The following is a 19,181-nucleotide window of genomic DNA, read 5'->3' as shown; positions in this document are numbered from 1 at the left end:
AGTTCCTCATGAGTACCGGAGAGATGAACCGGCGCGGCTTCTTGGGGCGTGGCCTAACGCTTGGCTGTTCGGCGGCGGCGAGCCCGCTGCTCTCGACGTTGACCTTCGCCTCGGCGCCCTGGGACGCGCGGCTGGTGGTGATCATCCTGCGCGGCGGCATGGACGGGCTCGGCGTCCTACAGCCTTGGGGCGATCCCGAGTTCGCCACGTTGCGCCCCGGCATGGAGGCGCTGCGCCCGGGAAACCGCGGCGGCGCGCAGAACCTAGACGGCTTCTTCGCCCTGCACCCGGCAATGAGCCCGTTACTGCCGCTCTGGCGCTCTGGCGAGTTCGGCTTCGTGCAGGCGGTCTCTACCCCCTACCGCGACAAGCGCAGCCATTTCGACGGGCAGGGCATGCTCGAGGCAGGCACCGCCGACATGCTTCCCCGCTTCCGCGACGGCTGGCTCAACCGCATGCTGCAGCAGGTCCCCGGGCTGGAGGGCGAGACCGCCTATACCGTGGGCGTGCCCGAGATGCTGCTCACCCGCGGCCCCGCCCACGTGATGCATTGGTCGCCCGAGGCCGCGCTCGAGTTGAGCCCGCAGGCGCAGCGCCTGCTGGAGATAGTGATGCACGACGATCCGCTGTTCCGCGACAGCCTTGCCGATGCCGTCAGCTTGGCGCAGGTCCAGACAGAGGTACAGGCACAAACACGGGGCGCGACACAGCAGAAGATGCAGAAGGCCGCCAAGCCGCCCGCCAGTCACCAGCGGTTGGCTTCCTTTGCCGCAGGCAAGCTGCGCGGCGACAGCCGCGTGGCGGCCTTCTCGCTCGGCGGCTGGGACACCCACAACCGGCAGGATCAAACCCTTGCTCCGGCGCTCACCCGGCTCTCGGAGGTGCTGCTTACCCTAAGGGGGGACCTGGGACCGGTCTGGGAGCGGACCGCCGTTCTGGCGATGACCGAGTTCGGCCGCACGGCGCGGCTCAACGGCACCAGAGGCACTGACCACGGCACCGCCGGAACGATGCTCTTCGCCGGCGGCGCGCTGCGCGGCGGGCAGGTGCATGGCCGCTGGCCCGGCCTCGCCGAAGCCAACCTCTACCAGCGCCGCGATCTCATGCCGCTCAGCGATGTCCGGCTGCACGCCGCGGGCGTCATGCAGGGGCTCTTCGGCCTGTCGCGGGACGTGCTCGAAGGGTCAGTCTTTCCGGGGCTCGACATGACAGCTCCAAGCCGACTGGTGCTGTAAGGACACCGGCCCCCAACCGAAGACCCCAACGTCTTACTAACACAACCCCTGCCTAGGTGTTCATCCCTTGGTCAGCGCGTCGATGGCCTTCAGCCCCTTCAGGATGCGCCCGAGGTCCTCCACCGGCACCATGTTCGGCCCGTCCGACGGCGCGTTGTCGGGGTCCTCATGCGTTTCCATGAAGACCGCCGCCGCCCCCACCGCCAGCGCCGCGCGGGCCAGCGGTTCGACGTATTCGCGCTTGCCGCCCGTGGACTTGCCCTGCCCGCCCGGCATCTGCACCGAATGGGTGGCGTCCATCACCACCGGGTAGCCCGTGCCGGCCATGATCGGCAGCGACCGGAAATCGCTCACCAGCATGTTGTAGCCGAACGAGGTGCCGCGCTCGCACAGCAGGATGCGCTCGTTGCCGGTCGAGGCGATCTTCTCCGCCACGTTGCCCATGTCCCAAGGCGCCAGGAACTGGCCCTTCTTGACGTTGACCGCCGCACCAGTCTCTCCGGCGGCCAGCAGCAGGTCGGTCTGGCGGCAGAGGAAGGCGGGGATCTGCAGGATGTCGACCACCTCGGCCACGGGGGCGCATTGCTCCGGCCCGTGCACGTCGGTCAGGACCGGCACGCCGAACTCCTCGCGGATCAGGCCGAGGATCTTCAGCCCCTCCTCCATCCCGAGGCCCCGCCGCCCCTCCAGCGAGGAGCGGTTCGCCTTGTCGTAGCTCGCCTTGAAGATCCAGCGCGTGCCCGCGGCCTCGGCGGCGGCGGCGATCCTTTCGGCCAGCATCCGGGCGTGGTCGTGCGATTCAAGCTGGCAGGGCCCGGCGATCAGCACGAAGGGGCGGTCCTGGGCGATGGCGACATCGCCGCCGGGGGCAGAAACAGTGACTGTTTTCATGCGATGCCTTCCTTCTTCAGCACACCTTCGATGCGGGCCACGTCGACGGGGTTGTTGAGCTCCCAGAACACCCGGCCGCGCGCCTCGACGGGCACGCAGGTGACGGAAGCGCCGTTTTCCAGGAAGCGCAGCTGCTCCAGCCCCTCGGCGCGCTCCACCGGACCTTCCTCCCAGGCCATGTAGGCGGCCAGTGCGGCGGGGCGATAGGCGTAGACGCCGACGTGGTGCCAGACCTCCGGCGGGGTCTCGAGGTTGCCGACGTAAGGCAGCACCTCCTTCGAGAAGTAGATCGCCGTACCGTCGCGGCGCAAGACGGCGGTGGTGCCGCCGACCCGCCCGGCGTGACGGTCGGAGACGAAGTTCGACAGGGTGTCGTGGTCGCATTTCAGGACGGGGGTGGCCATCTCGACCTTGTCGTCCTGCATCGCGGCGATCAGCGCCTCGACGAACCACGGCGGCGTCAGCGGCGCGTCGCCCTGCAGGTTCACCACCACTTCCGGCGGCTCGGGCAGCTGCGCCACGCCCTCGGCACAGCGCTCCGTGCCGTTGCGCGCCCGGTCCGAGGTCATCAGCACCTCGGCGCCGAAGGCCCGCGCCGCGTCGCGGATCCGGACGTCGTCGGTCAGCACATAGACCGCATCGGCCCCCTGCACCTGCTGCGCCGCTTCCCAGGCGCGCTGGATCAGGCTCTTCTCGTGCCCGGTGGCCCCCTTCAGCCCGACCAGCGGTTTGCCCGGATACCGGGACGAGGCATAGCGGGCGGGAATGAAGATCACGGTTTTCATGGGGTTCGACCCTGTAACTGCGTTGCCTTGGGGAAGGACTCTGCGCCCTGCCGGTGTACTTCGGGGCGGGCGCTTCATCGCCCTGCGTTTCATGTTCTCGCGATCCGGCGCGGCTGTCACGCCACCCCGGCCCTCAGTGCGTCGTGGATGTGGATCAGCCCGGTCAGCGCGGCCCCTTCGGTGACCGGCAGGACGGTGCGTTTGGAGTCGTTCATGACCCCCAGCGCCTCCAGCAGCAGCGTGTCGGGGGCGGTGGTCAGGGGGGCGCGGGTCGCGACTTCGCCGGCGGTGCGGTCCATCAGCCCGGCCATGTTGCGGCGCAGGTCGCCGTCAGTGATGATCCCGGCCAGCCGGCCCTCTTCCACCAGCAGGGCCACGCCGAACCCCTTCTGCGACATGATCAGCAGCACGTCCGGCATGGGCGTGTCCGCGGCCACCACGGGCAGCTCGTCGCCGGTGTGCATGACCGCCGCCACCCGCAGAAGCTGCGCGCCCAGCGTGCCGCCGGGGTGGAAGGCGGCAAAGCTTTCGCGGTCGAAGCCCCGGTGCCGCATCATCGCCACCGCCAGCGCGTCGCCAAGCGCCATCGCCATCGTCGTCGAGGTGGTGGGCGCCATGCCGATCGCGCAGGCCTCCGGCGCGTCGGGCATCAGCAGCACGTGGTCCGCCGCCTGTGCCAGCGTGCTGTTGGCGCGCCGGGTCATCGCCACCAGCGGCACGGAGAACCGCGCGCAATGGGCGATCATGTCGGCCAGTTCCTTCGTCTCGCCCGAGTTGGAGATCAGGATCACCGCGTCGGCGCGGGTGATCATCCCGAGATCGCCGTGCGAGGCCTCGCCGGGGTGCACGGTCTGTGCCGGCGACCCGGTGGAGGCGAAGGTCGCCGCCATCTTGGCCGCCACGTGCCCCGACTTGCCCATGCCCGAGACGATGATCCGGCCCGGCACCTCCAGCAGCATGGCGGTGACCGCATCGAAGCTGCCGGGCAGTTCCCGGGCCAGCCGGTGCAGCGCCTCGCCTTCGGTGGTGAGCACCTGGCGGGCGATCTCGGACGGGGTCGGGGAGGGTTGGGACATGGAGGGAAGGCGCCTGTTTTCAGGCGCTCTCTAGCCGGTTCGGCGGGGCTTGTCCAACGCCACCGGCCGGGATGTCACCGGCCAGTCTGCGTCACGTGGCCTCCGATACCGGCAGAGCGCAAGCGAGTCAGAAATAGCGAATACGTACCACCGTACCACCCATACTCTTCGACTTGGGGAACAATGGCTCAATGACAGGGCGTGGATGGGGCGATGGTGACCAAAATCTTAACCCTTCCCGGGCGAGGATCGCGGGCGAAAGGTCCCGCGCCCATGTCCCAGCCCGCTCTCTCCCCCGTCCCGGCCCTGCCCCGGGTCACCGTCCTGATGGCCTGCCACAGGGGCGCCGCGCACCTGGGCCAACAGCTGGCCTCCATCGCCGCGCAGGAAGGGGTGGACTGGCACCTGCGCGCCTCCGACGACGGGCCGGGCGACGGTACGGACGATGGCACCGCCGCCCTCCTCGCCCGCTTCCGCGACGCCCACCCCGACCGGGTGACGCTGCACGCAGGGCCGCGGCGCGGGGTGGCGGCGCATTTCCTGTCGCTGCTCTGCGCCCCCGGCCTCGGCTCCGGCCCCGTGGCGCTCTCCGACCAGGACGACATCTGGTACCCGACGAAGCTGAAACAGGCTCTGTCACGCCTCGAAAGGGTCACTGGCCCGGCGGTCTACACCGCCCGCAGCCGCCACGTCGACGCCATGGGCCGTCCGCTCGGCCTGTCGCGACGGCCGCGCGGCGCGCCCTCCTTCGGCAATGCGCTGGTACAGAACCGGGTCTCCGGCCACGCGGCGGTGCTGAACCCGCAGGCGCTGGCGCTGGTGCGCGCCGTGGGCCCGGTAGAGGTGCCCTTCCACGACTGGTGGCTGGCGCTCCTGATCACCGGCGCCGGCGGCACGGTGGTGGAGGATGACTCGGTTGTGCTCGACTACCGCCAGCACGGCGGCAACGTCCTCGGCGCCCCGCGCGGCTGGCGCGCCCGGCTGGCCCGCGCCGCCCGGGTGCTGGGGCCGGAGGGCCGCCGGATCATGGCCGCCAACCGCACGGCCCTCGCCCGCGCCGCCCCGTTCCTGACGGAAGACGCGCGCGCCCTGCTCGACCGGCTCGACACCGCCCCGGCGCATGGGCCCGCCCGCCTGCACGCCCTGGCCCGCCTGGGCGTCCGGCGCGACGCGCCCGCGGCACAGGCCGTCCTCGCCCTTGCCGCGACCCTCGGGCGCTACTGACCCCCCAGGCCGCCCCCCGGACCCACGGCCCCCTCTTCATCTTGGCGGAAAATACCTCGGGGGAGCCGCTCCGCAGGGGCGGCGGGGGCAGCGCCCCCATCCCCCGGTTTCGCGCGCGAAACCGGGCCGGGTCAGGCGGCGGCCATGGCCTGCACGTGGTGGGCAATGGCGTCTTCGACGTCGTCGTAATACCAGGCGCGGCCGTGCTCCAGCACGATGCCGCTGTCGCACAAGAGCCGGATCTGCGGCAGGGCGTGGCTGCAGACCAGCGCCCCGGCCGAGCGCAGCCGCGCCTTGAACAGCGCGTCCGAGCGTTCGCGGAACGCCGCATCCCCCACCGCGGTGATCTCGTCCACCAGGTAGACGTCGAAATGGATGCCCATGGAGATGCCGAAGGCCAGCCGCGACCGCATCCCCGAGGAATACGTGCGGATCGGCATCCGGAAATGCGGCCCCAGCCCGGCGAAATCCTCGACGAAATCCACCAGCTCGTCGGTGTCGACGCCGTAGATGCGCGCCACGAAGCGGCAGTTCTGCTGGCCCGTCAGATCCGGGTGGAACGACCCGGCAAAGCCCACGGGCCAGGACACCTGCCCGGTGGTGACGATCCGCCCCTCCGTCGGCCGGGTCGCGCCCGAGACCATGCGCAGCACCGTCGACTTCCCCGCGCCGTTGCGCCCCAGAAGCCCGACCGACCGCCCGGTCGGCACCGTCAGGCTCATGCCCGAGACCACGGTGACCACCTTGCCCTCGGTCACGTAGCGCTTGGTGACGTTCTCGAAGCGGATCATCGCGCCGCGGCCCCCGCCCCCTGCGCCATCACAACCCGGCCCGTCACCGCCGGTCCTTCAACGCGTAGACCACCAGCACCAGCGTGCCCCAGACCAGCAGTATCAGCAGCGTGGCCAGCGCCAGAAGCATCTCGCGTTCCGGGTAGCGCGGGCTCTGCGCCAGTGTCGGGTGCACGTAGGCGGTGAGGTATCGGCTCTGCCGCCGCGCCTCCGCGACGCTGGCGTCATAGGCCGCCCGGGCCGAGGTATAGGTCGCCTCCGCGAACTCCCGGTCGACGACCAGCCGCTCGTACTCGCCGAAGAGGTCGGCATAGACGCCATCCTCGCCCGTGACCGCCTCCGCCCCGCCGGCCAGGCCCAGCTTGCGGCGTTCGGCGGCGATGCGGTCGCGGATCACCCCGATCCGGCTTTCGGCCTGCGTCAGCCGCGGGTCGTCGGCCCGGGTCCTGAGCGCCAGCAGGTCGTATTCGATCAGCTCGTTGGCCAGCAGCCCCTCGAGGTTGGCCAGCACGCCCGACTGCCGCTCCATGTCGACGGTGGGATCCACCATCTGGTTGCGGTTGCGGAAGGAGGTCAGCGCCTCGCGCGCGGCCTTCAGCCGGTCCTCCGCCTTCCCGAGGTCGGCGCGGGCGTAGCGGATCGCATCCTCCCGCGCGGTGGCGAGCAGCGCGTTGATCATCTCCGTCGAACGGTCGAACAGCGTCTCCGCGATGAGCTGGGCATCGCGCGCCTCGAAGGCCAGCACGCGCACCTCGATCAGCCCGGCGCCGTCGTCGTAGTAGATCTTCACCATGCGCTGCCAGTGATCGACGAGGTCCTCGATCGTGCCGTCGGGATCGAAGGCGAAATACGGGTCGGTGCCGCCCGGTTTCGACCAGATCGCGCGCAGGTCCACCGCCGCGTCGATCTCTGCCACCAGCTTCTGGCTCTGCAGGTATTCGTAGAGGATGTCGGTGTCCGAGGAGGAGGAGCCCGACAGCTGGGTGAGGCCGCCCAGCAGCTCCAGCGCGGAATTCGTCTCTTCCGTGCGGACGGAGAAGGCCACGGTGGAGGCATACTGGTCCGCCGCCCGCTCCCAGAGATACCAGGCCACGGCGGCGGCGGGCAGCAGCACGCCCAGCACGAAGCTCAGCATCAGCGCCCAGTGCCGCCGCCTGAGACGGGCGGGCCCGGCCATGCGCGCGCCGCCCGGAACGCCGGGGCGGAAGCCCGGCGGCGGGATCGGCATGGGCCGCGGCACCGGTTTGGGCTGGGCGCCGCCGGCGGGGGCATGGGCCGGCACGTGGGTTGGGACATGGGTTGGTACGGGGCGCGGCCCCGGCACATGCGCCGGAAGCTGGGCCTGCACGCCGCCATGGTCGCCGGACTGGTTGGCGGACTGGTTGGCGGGCTGGGTCACGGGCTGGGCATTGTTCTGGGCACCGTTCTGGGCACCGTTCTGGGCGGTGGCGGGCACATGCGCCTGTGTGCGGGCCGGCACCTGGGCGGCCCTCTGGGTCGAAACCTTGGTCAAGAGCGGTATCCGCAGACGATCCGAATGTCGCCGCACCTTCGGACATAAACCTTTAGGAAAGATTTACCGTGCATGGAGAAGGGCGGGGCCTGCCCCGCCCCCCGGGCCGCGCAGGGCCCCGCAAGGATCACCAGAGGATCACGGAAGGATCAGAGGCGCCCCGCCATGTCCGACACCACCCAGGCCCATGCGCCTCATGCCGGCGCGCCCCCCGCCCCCCAGCGTCCCCGCCCCGGGGTGCCGCGGCTGGCGACGCTGCGGTCCGTCGGGGCGCTGATGCTGCGCGAGATGGCCACCAGCTACGGACGCTCCCCCGGCGGCTACCTCTGGGCGGTGCTGGAGCCGGTGGCGGGCATCGCGCTTCTGACGGCGGTGTTCTCGATCGGCTTCCGCTCGCCGGTGCTGGGGACGAGCTTTGCGATGTTCTACGCCACCGGGATGCTGCCCTTCATCCTGTTCACCGACCTCGTGGGCAAGGTGGGCCAGGCGCTGAACTACTCGAAGCAGCTCCTGGCCTATCCCCGCGTGACCTTCGTCGACGCCATCGTGGCGCGCTTCGTGCTGAACCTGATGACCCAGATCCTCGTCAGCTACGCGGTGCTCGGCGGCATCGTCGCCCTGTTCGAGACGCGGGTCGTCGTCGACGGCATGGTGCTGGTGCGGGCCTATGCGCTGGCGGCGGCGCTGGCGCTGGGGCTGGGGACGTTCAACGCCTACATGCTGGTGCGCTTCCCGATCTACCAGCGCGTCTGGTCCATCGCCATGCGCCCACTGTTCCTGTTGTCCTGCGTCTTCTACCTGTTCGACAATCTGCCGGAGCCCTATCGCGGCTGGCTCTGGTACAACCCGCTGGTGCATGTGATCGGGCTGATCCGGCACGGCTTCTATCCCAACTACGACGCCCTCTACGTGTCGGAGGTCTACGTGCTGGCGGTGTCGCTCGTGGCGCTGGTCGCGGGGCTGATGCTGCTCAGGCGCGACCACCGGATGCTGCTGGAGCTCTAGCGTTTCGCGCGCGAAACCTCAGTGCGACAGATGCCGCGCCCGTGCGAGAATCGCCTGCGGATCCTCCGCGAGGCCGAGCGGCAGCAGCGCCACATGGGCGCCACGAGCCTCAGCCGCGCGCACCGCCTCCGCCTGCCCGCCCAAGTCGAAGACCATGACCGGTAGCCCGGTGGCCAGCGCCTCGTGAGTAGTGAACGAAAACGTCTCCGGCCAGAGCGAGGGGATCAGCCAACAGGTAATTTGGTAAAGAGCGGCAAGCTGCGGCAAATCCTCAACAGCGTAAGTACCATGTTTTTGCGCTGGAGGAGGCAATTTATAAGCGGGATCTATTTCTCCTAGAAGCACGATGCCACAGCCGCTCTCGCGAGATGCAGAAGCCAGCCGCTGTGCTATTGCAGCTCCCTTGTGTGGCGCAAGGTTGCCCAAGATACCGAGAACAGGTGGTGATTCCAAAGCCGGGCGCTTAAGTATTGGAACAGGTTTTGGTAGTGTGTGCGCGCGCACTTCAATCTTCGCACTTGGATAGACCTCAGAAAACAACGCCTTAGATGCATTCGAAAAGCAAACCACATGATCCGCGGAATTTACCAGAACACCCCAAGATTTTCGCCAATCTGAAAGAGAAACGATGAAGTTCTTTGGCCGACGCGCAACATGACAAGAAGAAGCCCGCTTAGGATCAGGCAACCCTGCCCATTTTTCATTTTTCTCCAACAGAGTCATATTGGGCGAAAGTGCAAAATAGTCATGCACCAAAAAAACAAGCTCATCCATAGGGCCTCGCAGCGAGAGAAACATTTTGGGTATGGATACAGGATCCAAATCACCAACAGCACAAGAGTAAACAAGCTTTCGCTCCGTGACAGGTGAAAGAAGGCGCTTTACCAATACCCAATCCTCTGTGCCAGCAGATATCAAGCCAATACCTCCATCAGTCCGCGAGAAATGCAACTCAACAGTAAAACGGAAATTACCCCCAACACGGATCACTAGCGCCGCCCCTACCCTCTCAATATCTGATTTTAGGCGTCTTTGCAGATCAACTTCCGCACCACCACCCATGGAATGACCAAGATAAATTGGCAAAGCGTCAGTACGACGAATTTCCGCCCTTGCAATCGCCAAAGCTAATCGCGCGCTTATAAGGGGATCGGCCCTCAGAAAAGCAGAGACCTCCAGATCAAAACGCGGGTATCTCTTTGATAGGATACTAGAATTTTTGAGGATAAGCCTTTTCTTTTCCTCACAACCAAAGCTTTTCCCACCAACATGAGCGACATATAGATTAGGTACGTTTACGTGATAGTACCCTTTTTTTCGAAGACGCTGGCACCAGTCGACTTCTTCACCGTAGCCTGGCGTAAAAACGGGATCGAAGCATGGCTCTATATCAAGAACTTCTCGAGATATAGCCATACAGAACCCAACACCGGTGGGCACGATAACTTGGGCACGGCCATTCAAGCCCCGAGCAAAGAAATCAAGCTTCTCGGCCTCATTGAGCGTTACAGAATGTCGCTCTCCGGGTGTTGGCACAGAGCAAAGCTCAGCGTCGTTCGAAAAGGGCGTAACCGAAGCAACTTTTGGATCTTCGAGCAAGGGCCTCAACAGGCGTGAAGCCCAAGCCTCCGGCAAGAACGCGTCCGAGTTCAACAAGACCACAGGATCGGACCAATATATGGCCTTCTTCAACCCCAAGTTTGCGCTATTAACAAAGCCAATATTACTCTTATTTTCTATTAGGTGTGCATTTCTTCGAATCGCCCAGCTTCGCAAGAACGGCAAAGTAGTAGAATCGGGAGAAGCATCATCTATGAGAACTATGCGCCAAGGAATGTCTGTGCAAGCCTCGACTCGCGCCAACGCTTCTTTCACAATAGACAAGCTGCCGAATACAGGCATAATCAAGGTGACGCCATTCGGCTTGCTCAGTAAAATAGATGCCTCAAAGAATCGAGGATTTATCGGCAAAACCTCCGATGCCGATAGATTGAGCAATTGCTTTATACGCGCTCGCGATGTAGGATCCCTATAACGCAACCAGCGAAGCGCATGCGGAAATGAGATTACAGACAACGCCAAAAAAGAAACGCTCAAACTCAAAATAGATATTTTGGAATAAGGCTTATCTTTTGGTAATTTTGAATCCAAAAACATGTCGAATAATCGCCGTATGCGAGAAAACACTACCGCCTCCCTGAGTTTCGAGCACAATTAGGTAAAAATTACCAAAAATAGTTCATTTTTCGTTACCAACTTTGCTCTGCCCGCTGCAAACTGGTCCGCTTGATGCTGGAGCTTTCGGCTAAGCTTTCCTGTCTGGGAGAGGAGCGGAAACGCATGAAGGCATTGAATTTTACGGAAGCGCAAAGGTCATTTGTCCTGACGCGGGGCGGGCAAGACTGGATCAGCCAAGCGACTTGCTTCAACTTGAAGAAACAGTGTGGTGGCCTGCTGCCGGACGAGATGCGCCGGCTGACCTGCTCCCCTCGGACTCCGCGTTTATTAGTTCGCTCTGTTCAGGTTTTGCACTGCGTCCGAAAGAACAGCCCCAGATCACGCTCTAACGCAAAGTTTGCAGACTTGTCTTGCCGCGCCTCAGCGCAGCCCGTTCTTCGCGATGAAGCCCGAGAGCTGCGCCACCGCCGCCGAACGCGCGGCGGCGATCGCCGCCGGGCCCTCGCCGGGCAGCACCGCCTCGATCTCGAACCGCTTGGCGCGGTCGGGGCCGGCCTCTTCCGGCGCGACATAGACCATCCCGGCGATGCGGAAGGTGCCGCGGGCGGTGGCGTAGAAGTCCTGCAGCCGCACATCCACCTTCACGTCCGGGTAGTCGCGGAACGGCCAGGGTTCGGCCGCCACCAGCCGCCCGGTGATCGCGTCGAGGTCGCGGGCGATCTGCAGCGTCACGGCGCGCGACGGCTCGTCGGTCCAGAGCGGTCCGAGCGGCACGATGGCGCTGTCCTTGTCCTGCACGTGGATCTCCTCGCCCTGCGCGTAGACCGGCAGGGTGACGGTGGCCACCTCGATCCGGGCATAGCGGGAGGACACCTTCTCCATGGGCGCGGCGGGCGCGGCGTCGAAGCGCGGTTCGGTCCCGCCACAGGCCGCGAGGGCCAGCGCGAGGACGGTCACGAGGGGCAGCTTTGTCATGGCGTCATCGTCCGGTGATCAGGGAATTGGGATTGCGCGCGATCTGCTTTGCCAGCCGGTCGATCGACGAGGCGGCCTCCTCGATCTGGCGCAGGGCGGAAGACATCTCGCGGCCGAAATCGGAGCCGCGCCCGTAGTCGGAGATCGTCACCCCGGCCTGATTGGCAACGACGGTCAGCCGGTCGGCCAGCGCCGGCAGCGAGCGGCTGGCGTCCGAGATCGCCTCGGCGGCGCGGCGGGCCGCGGCCAGCGTGGCGTTGGCGTTGGTCACCACCCCGCCCTGCCGCAGCTCCTCGAGCGCAAGGCGCAGTTCGGCCAGTGTGCCGTTCACCTGCGCGGGCAGTTCGCGGGTGCTGGGCTGGTCGACCAGCGCGTCGACGCTCTCGAGAAGCGCGCGGGCCTGCTCGGCCAGTTCGTCGAGCGAAAGCTGCTCGGCGTCCGAGAGCACCGCGCTGGCCTGGTCGGCGATGCCCGGCAGCTTGTCAGCGGTGGTCCCGAGGTTGTCGATCAGCTCCGAGACGGAGGCGAGGATACGCTCCTGCTGGGCCTCCTCCAGAAGCGCGTTGAGCTTGTCGGAGGCGTCGGTCAGCCCGGAGGCCAGTTCGCCCACCTGCGCGGGCAGCGCGGCGAATTCCTCGGCCGTCACCACCTGCCGCAGCCCATCGAGCGTGGCGCGCACATCGGCGGGCAGCGCCTTCAGGTCCGGGTCGGTCAGGATCGCGTCGGCGTCGTCCAGAAGCGTCGTCACCCGGGTGGAAATGTCCTCGAGCGGCAGGTTCTCGGCCTTCGACAGCACCGCGCCTGCCTGGTCGGCCAGCGCCGGCAGGGTCTCGGCCGTGGCGTCCAGCGAGGCGATCAGCTCGGAGACCGCCGCCACCACCGCCTGGTCCTGCACGTCGCCCAGGAGCGCGTTCAGCTTGTCGGAGGCATCGGTCAGCCCGCCCGCCAGCTCACCCACCTGCGCGGGCAGCGCGGCGATCTCCTCGCTGGTGGCGATCTCGCGCACCGCGTCCAGCGTCGCCCGCAGGTCGGCGGGGATCGCGGTCAGGTTCTCGTCGGTGATGAGCGTGTCGGCATTGCCCAGAAGGGTGGAAAGCTGCGCCGAAAGCTCGTCCAGCGGCAGGCCCTCGGCCTTGGCGAGCACCGCGCCCGCCTGCCCGGCAAGGTCGGGCAGGGTCGCCGCCGTCTCGTCCAGCGAGGCGATGAGCTCGGAGACCGCCGCAACCACCTGCTCGTCGCGGATCTCGCCCAGAAGGCCGTTCAGCGTGGCCGAGGCCTCCGTCAGCCCGCCTGCCAGCTCTCCGATCTGTTCGGGCAGCGCGGCGACTTCCTCGCTCGCGGCGAAGGCACGCACCGCTTCCAGCGTCGCCAGCACCGATTCCGGCACCTGCTGCACCTCTTCCGAGCCCACGACGCCGCGCAGGTCGCCCATCAGGCCGATGGCCTCCTGCATGACCTCCTCGACGGGCAGCGCGTCGACCCGGGCCAGCAGGCCCTGCGCCGTCGCCGCGATGTTGGCCACGTCCGAAGGCGCGGTGGGCAGCAGCGGATAGGGCGTGGCATCGCGGTCGAGCTCTGCCGGGGCGACCTCGGCCAGGTCGACGAGGTCGATCTTCAGCCCGCCGGTCAGCAGCGAGGCGTTGGTCAGGCGGCCGCGCAGGCCCTCCTGCACGCGGGTTTCGAGGTAGTCGAGGAAGCCCTCCTCGCTCACCCCTTCCTCGAGCCCGATGCGGCCCGGGTTGATCCGGATGGTGGTGGCCAGCCGCACCTGCGGGTCGCCGAAGCGTTCCGCGTCCACGAGGCCGGAGATCGACTCCACCTCGCCGATGCGCAGCCCGCCCAGCGTCACCGGCGCGCCCGCGCTGAGACCGGCGAGGTTCTCCTCGAAGATCATCATCATGGTGATCGAGCCGCCCTCGCCCTCGAGGAAGAAGTCCTCGCGCGCGGTCTCCTCGTCGGGATGCAGGGTGAAGGTCACCCCGTCCCGCAGCGGCGTGCCGCCGGAGGCCAGCGTCTCGAAGGTGACGCCGCCGGAGATCAGCGAGGCCAGCGACGAGAAGTCGAGGCTGGCGCCCTGCGCGTTGATCGAGAAGCTGAAGCCGGAGATGTCCCAGAACCGGGTCGAGGAGGTCACGAGCCGGGTGTAGGGTTCCAGCACCACCGCCTGCGCGGTCACGGTCAGCCCGTCGTCGGAGACCTCGGTGCGGCCCATCCGGCCGACTTGCACGCCGCGGTAGAGGATCGGGGTGTTGTCGGTCGGCAGCCCGTTCTCGGAGCGGAGGGTGAAGGTCACGCCCTCCTCGCCGAGCGCGAGCATCGGCGCATCGTTGACACCGACGAAGCGGTCCTCGGGCGTGCCCGGCTCGCCGTCCCACGCGCCGGCGATGTAGACGCCCGACAGCACGGTATCGAGGCCGGTGACCCCCTGCGCGGTCACCTCCGGGCGGACGATCCAGAAGCTGGAGTCGGCGTCGACGTATGGCGCGATGGTCTTGTCCAGCCGGATCTCCGTGACCACGCGGTCCAGTTCGGCGGAGAAGTGCACGCCTTCCACCACGCCCACGGCGATGTCGCGGTAGCGCAGCTCGGTCTCGTGCGGGCTGACGCCGGCGGCCTGGTCGAAGGCGACCTCGATCAGCGGGCCGCGGTCGTTCCAGTTCTGCCAGGCCACGCCGAGCGCGGCGAGGATGGCGATCACCGGGATCAGCCAGATCAGCGACAGGCTGGTGGGGCGGCGGGACGGCTTCGAAAGCGGCACGTCGCGGGTCTGGGAGGACTGATCGGTCATTCGGATCCGTGGCTCGGGGGCAGCATGGCGGCCGTCTGGCCGTGCGGGACATGGGTATCCCAGATCAGGCGCGTGTCGAACGACCTGGCAGACAGCATGGTGAATATGACGGAGAGCGCAAAGGTCAATGCCGCCGGACCGGGATGAATCGACGCCACGACAGACAGTTGCACCAATGCACTGAGGATCGCGACCACGAAGACGTCGATCATCGACCAGCGGCCGATGAACTCGACGATCTCGTAGAGGTGCATCTTGCCGTGCGCGCCCTGCACCGCGCCGCGCTGCACCGAAAGCGCGAGATAGGCGATGGCGATGAACTTGGCGACCGGGATGACGACCGAGGCGATCAGCACGATGGCGGCGATGGCGATCTCGCCGTGGCGGGCGATCTCGACCGCGCCGCCGACGATGGTGTTGGACTCGGTGCTGACGAGGGTCGAGGTCACGAGCATCGGGTAGAGGTTGGCGGGGATGTAGCACAGCAGGCCGGTGACCCAGAACGCCCAGACCATCTGCAGGCTGCCCTCGTGGCGCGACTGCAGGCGGTGACCGCAGCGGCCGCACTCCGGCGTGCCGGCGGGCCAGACGCGGGCGCAGGCGGTACAGGTGACCAGCCCCATCTCGCGGGCGGTGCTCATCGCGCGCCTGCGCGTCCGCCGCGTCCGTCCTGTCCGGACGGTGTGCCTTCGCGGTCCTGCATGGCTGCTCTCATCCCCAAATGGCGGGCCCAGGTTGCGGGGCCGGGTGACCGGCCCGGTCCCAAGCCCCCGGACCCGGTGCCGTCCCGCCCCGTCTTTCGTGCCCGGTCTGTCCGGCCCGTTTTCCCCCGGGCATGCCGCAGCGTCCCGGGGACCACAGGATAGTCCGGCACCGGAGCATCGGCAATACGACGCTCCCCAGCGGCGGGGATCAAAGCGCCCGCGAAGGCCACTCAGACCGGTTCGCGGGCAGATGCCGTTGCGTCAGCCTCGGCCTCGTCGATGGCCTGCCAGATCGACCAGCTGCACATGAACCGGTCCGAGACCACCACGATCACCGAGAGCGCGACGAACATCCAGAACGCCGGGCCGAATTCCAGCCGGGCGAGGTCGGAGACCTTCACCAGCGCCACCGCGCAGCCGATGGAGAAGACCTCCGTCATCGACCATGGCTTCAGCTCCTGCGCGGCGCGGAAGGCGACCCGGGCGTGGCGCGCAGGCCTGAGCCCCATCTCGAGCGGGGCGATGACGTAGATCAGCAGCCCCACGCGCAGCGCCGGAAGCGCCACGATCAGCATCACCGTCGCCACCGAGACCAGCACCAGCACGCCGGAGCGGAAGCTGGTGGCCACGTCCAGCAGCGACACCCGGTTCCCCAGCCCTGCTGCGTTGATCGACAGGAAGGGGTGGAAGGCGGCGGCCAGCACCAGGATCAGCACCGCCAGCGACAGGGCGAGGATCGGGATCCCGGCGTTCTCGCGGCTGGAGATCAGCACCGTGCCGCAGCGGTCGCAGACGGCGCGGCGCCCCGCGGGCGGGGTCCGCGCCACGTAGACCTCGTCGCAGTTCGGACAGCCGATCAGCGCGGCCGGGTCCTTCCCCTCCAGCCCCTTCCCGGCATCCGCGCGATCCGTCTGAGCCGTCATTCCCGGTCCCTTCCAAGGCGGGCCCCGCCGCTTCGGGCGCCCTTCCCTGCATCCTAGTGCGGCGGCGCGGCACGGGCAACGCGACCAGGGGGTGTTAGATATGTGTTATATATAGTGTTACGCCCCTTCCGGACGCCGTTTTCCCCGGCGATTCCAGTGGCTTGCCGGGACCCCCCGTGTGTAAAGTGGTGATTCTGCGTGTGCAGAGTGGTGATTCACCGTGTGCAAAGTGGTGATTCCCGAATCGGGGTTGATTTCCGCGATGAAAACAGGGGCCCAAACGCCTGTCACGATTCGGATTTTCCGGGCCGGAGCGTGTGTGAAGTGTCGTTTCTAAATAAAGCGTGTGTGAAGTGTCGTCGCTGCATATGAATTACTACTCAAGACAAAAAAACGTGCTCATAATCACACAGACCCGGCGGCGAACCGTGCAAATTTATGGACTGTAACATGGCAAAACCGTAGCAAGAGTGCGGGCCAAGAAGAGCAGAGGTAAGAACATGCCGGGTATCCCTTCCCGACACTCACGACGCGGACGGATCGTCGGGGCGCTTCTCGGTTCCGTGGCAACGCTCTGGTCTTCTGCCGCGGTACCGCAGGAAGGCCGCGACGGCGCCACCATGAACCTCTACGGGACGCCGGGCCTTGTCGACATGCCGACGGCCGAAGTCCTGCCGGATGCGACGCTCAGCGCAACCTACGGCGGATTCGGTAACTACACCCGCTCAACCCTGAGTTTCCAGATCACGCCCCGCTTGTCGGGCAGCTTTCGCTACGCGGAATTGAAGGATTTCCCAAGCCTTGGGGCGGCTGATTTTTACGACCGCAGTTTCGACGTCCGTTACCTTCTGATGAAGGAGAGCGGCTGGCGTCCGGCGATTGTTCTTGGGCTCTCTGACGTGATTGGTACCGGGATCTACAGCGGCGAATACGTGGTTGCGACCAAGACGCTGATGCCTGGCCTGAAGGTGACCGGCGGGATCGGCTGGGGCCGCTTCGGTAGCGATGGGACACTCGGAAGTACGGGCCGCCGGCCCAAGGTCGGCAGCCTAACCGCGGTTGCGCAAGGAAGCGTGACTCCCGAGCGTTGGTTCCGCGGCGACATGGCGGCGTTCGGCGGTGTCAGCTACGCCCCCAACGACCGCTTCAAGTTCAAGGTCGAATACTCCTCCGACCAGTACGAACGCGAAGTTGCGAGCGGCGGTGTCGAGCACAAGTCGCCTTGGAACTTCGGCGTCGATTACAAGCTCTGGCAGGGCGCGGGCCAGCTTTCGCTCTACAGTGTGCTTGGCAGCGAGGTCGGCGCGCAGCTGACGGTTTACACCAACCCGAAGACTCTGGGCGTTCCGGGCGGGGTTGAGCCGTCCGGCCTGCCCGTCGCCCCCCGTCCAGCCGGCGCCGCCGCCGACCTTGGCTGGACCGTTGACCCGCAGAAGACCACCGCAGCGCAGACGCAGCTTGCCCAGACGCTCGCTTCGGAAGGCATCCGGCTGGAGGGCATGACCCTCGAGAGCCGTCGCGCCGTCGTGCGCGTGTCCAACCCGCGCTTCAACTCCGAAGCGCAGGCGCTTGGCCGTATCGCCCGCGTCATGACCCGGACGCTTCCTGCATCGGTCGAACAGTTCGAAATCATCCCGATGGTCAACGGCATGGCCACGTCGTCGGTCGTCATCATGCGCTCCGACCTCGAACGGGAAGAGCATGAGGCCGCCATCGAGATCCTGCCGCGCGTGCGCTTCTACGACGGTTTCGGGCGCGAACCCGAGGCGTATCAGTCGTCCTATCCGCAGTTCGATTGGTCGCTTGCTCCCTACCTCGACGTGTCGGTCTTCGACCCCGAAGAGCCTGTCCGGACCGAGGGCGGCCTGCGCGGTACATTCAGCCTCGACGTCACACCGAACCTCGTGTTCTCGGGGTCGGCCTCCTATCGCGTCACCGGCAACATCAGCGACATCAGCCGCCGGGATGAATCTGGCCTGCCGCGCGTTCGCACGGATGCGCCGGTCTACGCCGCAGAGGGTGACGAAACCATCGAGAACCTCCAGCTCGCCTATTACGGGCGCCCGGGCAAGAACCTCTACGGCCGGATTTCGGCGGGCTACCTCGAAGAGATGTACGGCGGTGTCTCGGCCGAGATCCTCTGGAAGCCGGTCACCAGCCGTGTCGCCTTCGGCGCGGAAGTGAACTGGATCCAGCGCCGCGACTACGATCAGCTCTTCGGCTTCCAGTCGATGACCACCACCGACCCGGTGTCCGGCGTCAAGCGCGAGATCCCGGAGTTCAACGGCCATGTCTCAGCGTACTACGACTTCGGCAACGGCTTCCACGGCCAGCTTGACGTGGGCCGCTACCTGGCCGGCGACATCGGTGCCACCGTGGGGCTCGACCGCGAGTTTGCCAACGGCTGGAGCGTCGGCGCCTATGCGACCGTCACCGATGCCTCTGCCGAAGACTTCGGCGAAGGTTCCTTCGACAAGGGTATCCGCGTCACGATCCCGATCAGCTCGCTGCTCAACGTCCCCACCCGGCGCGAGAACAACATCAATGTTCGGTCGCTGACCCGTGACGGCGGTGCGCGCCTCAACGTTCGTGGCCGGCTCTACGAACAGGTTCGGGACTACCACAAACCCGAAGTTGTCGAATCGTGGGGGAGGTTCTGGCGATGAGCATGACACGCCTGAAGACAATCGGCCTCGCCCTGTGCGCCGGCCTGATCCTCGCATCCTGCGGCAGCGACAAGTCGGCGAGCACCCTGGATGTGCTCAAAGGCATCCCCGCCTCGATCAAGGCGCGCCGGACGCCCCCGCCGCCGATCTCCGCGGCACAGATCGCCCAGGCCCTGCAGTCGACCAACAAGCCGGTCGCCCTGTTCCAGCTCGAGAACCGCAGGAACGCGCAGGTGCTCCTGTCGGAGGTCGAGCGCAACGGCGAATACCAGACCTTCGGCAACCAGGCGCGGCAGGCCGTCGTGATGCGCGACGGCATGATCACCGCCTCGCGCGGGCTTGGCGGCGACCTCATGTCCACCGAAGAGGACGAGCTGCTTTACATGATCCAGTCGCGCGCGGGCGGCAACGTCAGCTACGTGCAGCG

At 66.7% G+C, this 19,181-nt stretch carries 15 protein-coding genes; 5 read left to right on the top strand and 10 right to left on the bottom strand.

Annotated features, from left to right (window positions below):
- The first annotated feature begins 8 nt into the window (after positions 1 to 8).
- A complete protein-coding gene (locus tag ACU0DV_RS00630; protein ID WP_446273452.1) occupies positions 9 to 1,235 on the top strand; it encodes a DUF1501 domain-containing protein in 1,227 nt (408 codons plus the stop codon).
- Between the two features lie 60 nt (positions 1,236 to 1,295).
- Here the strand turns inward: ACU0DV_RS00630 and kdsA are convergent, their stop codons facing one another.
- The 3 genes from kdsA to ACU0DV_RS00615 all read right to left on the bottom strand — a co-directional run bounded on the left by kdsA (position 1,296) and on the right by ACU0DV_RS00615 (position 3,987).
- Positions 1,296 to 2,126, bottom strand: coding sequence for a 3-deoxy-8-phosphooctulonate synthase (kdsA, locus tag ACU0DV_RS00625; protein ID WP_446273451.1), 831 nt, complete (start codon positions 2,124 to 2,126; stop codon positions 1,296 to 1,298).
- Entirely contained in the window at positions 2,123 to 2,911 is a 789-nt protein-coding gene (locus tag ACU0DV_RS00620; RefSeq protein ID WP_283983588.1) for a 3-deoxy-manno-octulosonate cytidylyltransferase, read from the bottom strand. The genes kdsA and ACU0DV_RS00620 overlap by 4 nt, the downstream gene beginning before the upstream one ends.
- 116 nt (positions 2,912 to 3,027) lie before the next feature.
- A complete protein-coding gene (locus ACU0DV_RS00615; RefSeq protein ID WP_446273450.1) occupies positions 3,028 to 3,987 on the bottom strand; it encodes a KpsF/GutQ family sugar-phosphate isomerase in 960 nt (319 codons plus the stop codon).
- Positions 3,988 to 4,260: 273 nt separating this feature from the next.
- Between ACU0DV_RS00615 and ACU0DV_RS00610 the strand changes: the two genes are divergently transcribed.
- Positions 4,261 to 5,211 (top strand): glycosyltransferase, encoded by a 951-nt coding sequence (locus ACU0DV_RS00610; protein ID WP_446273449.1) that lies wholly within the window; start codon positions 4,261 to 4,263, stop codon positions 5,209 to 5,211.
- 131 nt (positions 5,212 to 5,342) lie between these two features.
- On the opposite strand, the gene ACU0DV_RS00605 is transcribed toward ACU0DV_RS00610, so the two are convergent.
- Both ACU0DV_RS00605 and ACU0DV_RS00600 read right to left on the bottom strand, forming a co-directional pair.
- Positions 5,343 to 6,002, bottom strand: coding sequence for an ABC transporter ATP-binding protein (locus ACU0DV_RS00605; protein ID WP_347100752.1), 660 nt, complete (start codon positions 6,000 to 6,002; stop codon positions 5,343 to 5,345).
- A gap of 43 nt (positions 6,003 to 6,045) precedes the next feature.
- Positions 6,046 to 7,515, bottom strand: coding sequence for a capsule biosynthesis protein (locus ACU0DV_RS00600; protein ID WP_446273448.1), 1,470 nt, complete (start codon positions 7,513 to 7,515; stop codon positions 6,046 to 6,048).
- A 165-nt stretch (positions 7,516 to 7,680) separates the two neighbouring features.
- Here ACU0DV_RS00600 and ACU0DV_RS00595 point away from each other — a divergent pair, with 165 nt between their 5' ends.
- Positions 7,681 to 8,520 carry an ABC transporter permease gene (locus ACU0DV_RS00595; protein ID WP_446273447.1) on the top strand — a complete coding sequence of 280 codons (840 nt, stop codon included), beginning with the start codon at positions 7,681 to 7,683 and terminating at the stop codon, positions 8,518 to 8,520.
- Between the two features lie 18 nt (positions 8,521 to 8,538).
- Here the strand turns inward: ACU0DV_RS00595 and ACU0DV_RS00590 are convergent, their stop codons facing one another.
- The 5 genes from ACU0DV_RS00590 to ACU0DV_RS00570 form a co-directional block, all read right to left on the bottom strand.
- Positions 8,539 to 10,677, bottom strand: a complete 2,139-nt coding sequence (locus ACU0DV_RS00590) for a glycosyltransferase family 2 protein (protein WP_446273446.1) — start codon at positions 10,675 to 10,677, stop codon at positions 8,539 to 8,541.
- Between the two features lie 441 nt (positions 10,678 to 11,118).
- Positions 11,119 to 11,673, bottom strand: a complete 555-nt coding sequence (locus ACU0DV_RS00585; protein ID WP_446273445.1) for a PqiC family protein — start codon at positions 11,671 to 11,673, stop codon at positions 11,119 to 11,121.
- A gap of 4 nt (positions 11,674 to 11,677) precedes the next feature.
- On the bottom strand, positions 11,678 to 14,461 hold the full coding sequence (locus tag ACU0DV_RS00580; RefSeq protein WP_446273444.1) for an MlaD family protein: 2,784 nt from the start codon (positions 14,459 to 14,461) through the stop codon (positions 11,678 to 11,680).
- Positions 14,458 to 15,102: a paraquat-inducible protein A gene (locus tag ACU0DV_RS00575; RefSeq protein ID WP_370311663.1), complete on the bottom strand. Its 645-nt coding sequence runs from the start codon at positions 15,100 to 15,102 to the stop codon at positions 14,458 to 14,460. Before ACU0DV_RS00575 ends, ACU0DV_RS00580 begins: the two co-directional genes overlap by 4 nt.
- Positions 15,103 to 15,395: 293 nt before the next feature.
- Positions 15,396 to 16,088, bottom strand: a complete 693-nt coding sequence (locus ACU0DV_RS00570) for a paraquat-inducible protein A (RefSeq protein WP_446273443.1) — start codon at positions 16,086 to 16,088, stop codon at positions 15,396 to 15,398.
- Positions 16,089 to 16,651: 563 nt separating this feature from the next.
- On the opposite strand from ACU0DV_RS00570, the gene ACU0DV_RS00565 reads away from it, so the two are divergent.
- A complete protein-coding gene (locus ACU0DV_RS00565) occupies positions 16,652 to 18,754 on the top strand; it encodes a YjbH domain-containing protein (RefSeq protein WP_446273442.1) in 2,103 nt (700 codons plus the stop codon).
- Positions 18,751 to 19,181 (top strand): YjbF family lipoprotein (locus ACU0DV_RS00560; RefSeq protein ID WP_446273441.1); only part of this gene is annotated, 431 nt, incomplete at its 3' end. The genes ACU0DV_RS00565 and ACU0DV_RS00560, both read left to right, overlap by 4 nt.

The organism is Sagittula sp. (genome assembly GCF_052825245.1).
This window is presented reverse-complemented; position numbering and strand designations above follow the sequence as displayed.

What these genes read in the sequence shown, in the direction of transcription:
- ACU0DV_RS00570 (WP_446273443.1), bottom strand. Translation starts at nt 16,088, where the DNA reads ATGACGGCTCAGACGGATCGCGCGGATGCCGGGAAGGGGCTGGAGGGG.
- ACU0DV_RS00575 (WP_370311663.1), bottom strand. Translation starts at nt 15,102, where the DNA reads ATGAGCACCGCCCGCGAGATGGGGCTGGTCACCTGTACCGCCTGCGCC.
- ACU0DV_RS00585 (WP_446273445.1), bottom strand. Translation starts at nt 11,673, where the DNA reads ATGACAAAGCTGCCCCTCGTGACCGTCCTCGCGCTGGCCCTCGCGGCC.
- ACU0DV_RS00605 (WP_347100752.1), bottom strand. Translation starts at nt 6,002, where the DNA reads ATGATCCGCTTCGAGAACGTCACCAAGCGCTACGTGACCGAGGGCAAG.
- ACU0DV_RS00595 (WP_446273447.1), top strand. Translation starts at nt 7,681, where the DNA reads ATGTCCGACACCACCCAGGCCCATGCGCCTCATGCCGGCGCGCCCCCC.
- ACU0DV_RS00580 (WP_446273444.1), bottom strand. Translation starts at nt 14,461, where the DNA reads ATGACCGATCAGTCCTCCCAGACCCGCGACGTGCCGCTTTCGAAGCCG.
- ACU0DV_RS00590 (WP_446273446.1), bottom strand. Translation starts at nt 10,677, where the DNA reads ATGTTTTTGGATTCAAAATTACCAAAAGATAAGCCTTATTCCAAAATA.
- ACU0DV_RS00615 (WP_446273450.1), bottom strand. Translation starts at nt 3,987, where the DNA reads ATGTCCCAACCCTCCCCGACCCCGTCCGAGATCGCCCGCCAGGTGCTC.
- kdsA (WP_446273451.1), bottom strand. Translation starts at nt 2,126, where the DNA reads ATGAAAACAGTCACTGTTTCTGCCCCCGGCGGCGATGTCGCCATCGCC.
- ACU0DV_RS00630 (WP_446273452.1), top strand. Translation starts at nt 9, where the DNA reads ATGAGTACCGGAGAGATGAACCGGCGCGGCTTCTTGGGGCGTGGCCTA.
- ACU0DV_RS00610 (WP_446273449.1), top strand. Translation starts at nt 4,261, where the DNA reads ATGTCCCAGCCCGCTCTCTCCCCCGTCCCGGCCCTGCCCCGGGTCACC.
- ACU0DV_RS00620 (WP_283983588.1), bottom strand. Translation starts at nt 2,911, where the DNA reads ATGAAAACCGTGATCTTCATTCCCGCCCGCTATGCCTCGTCCCGGTAT.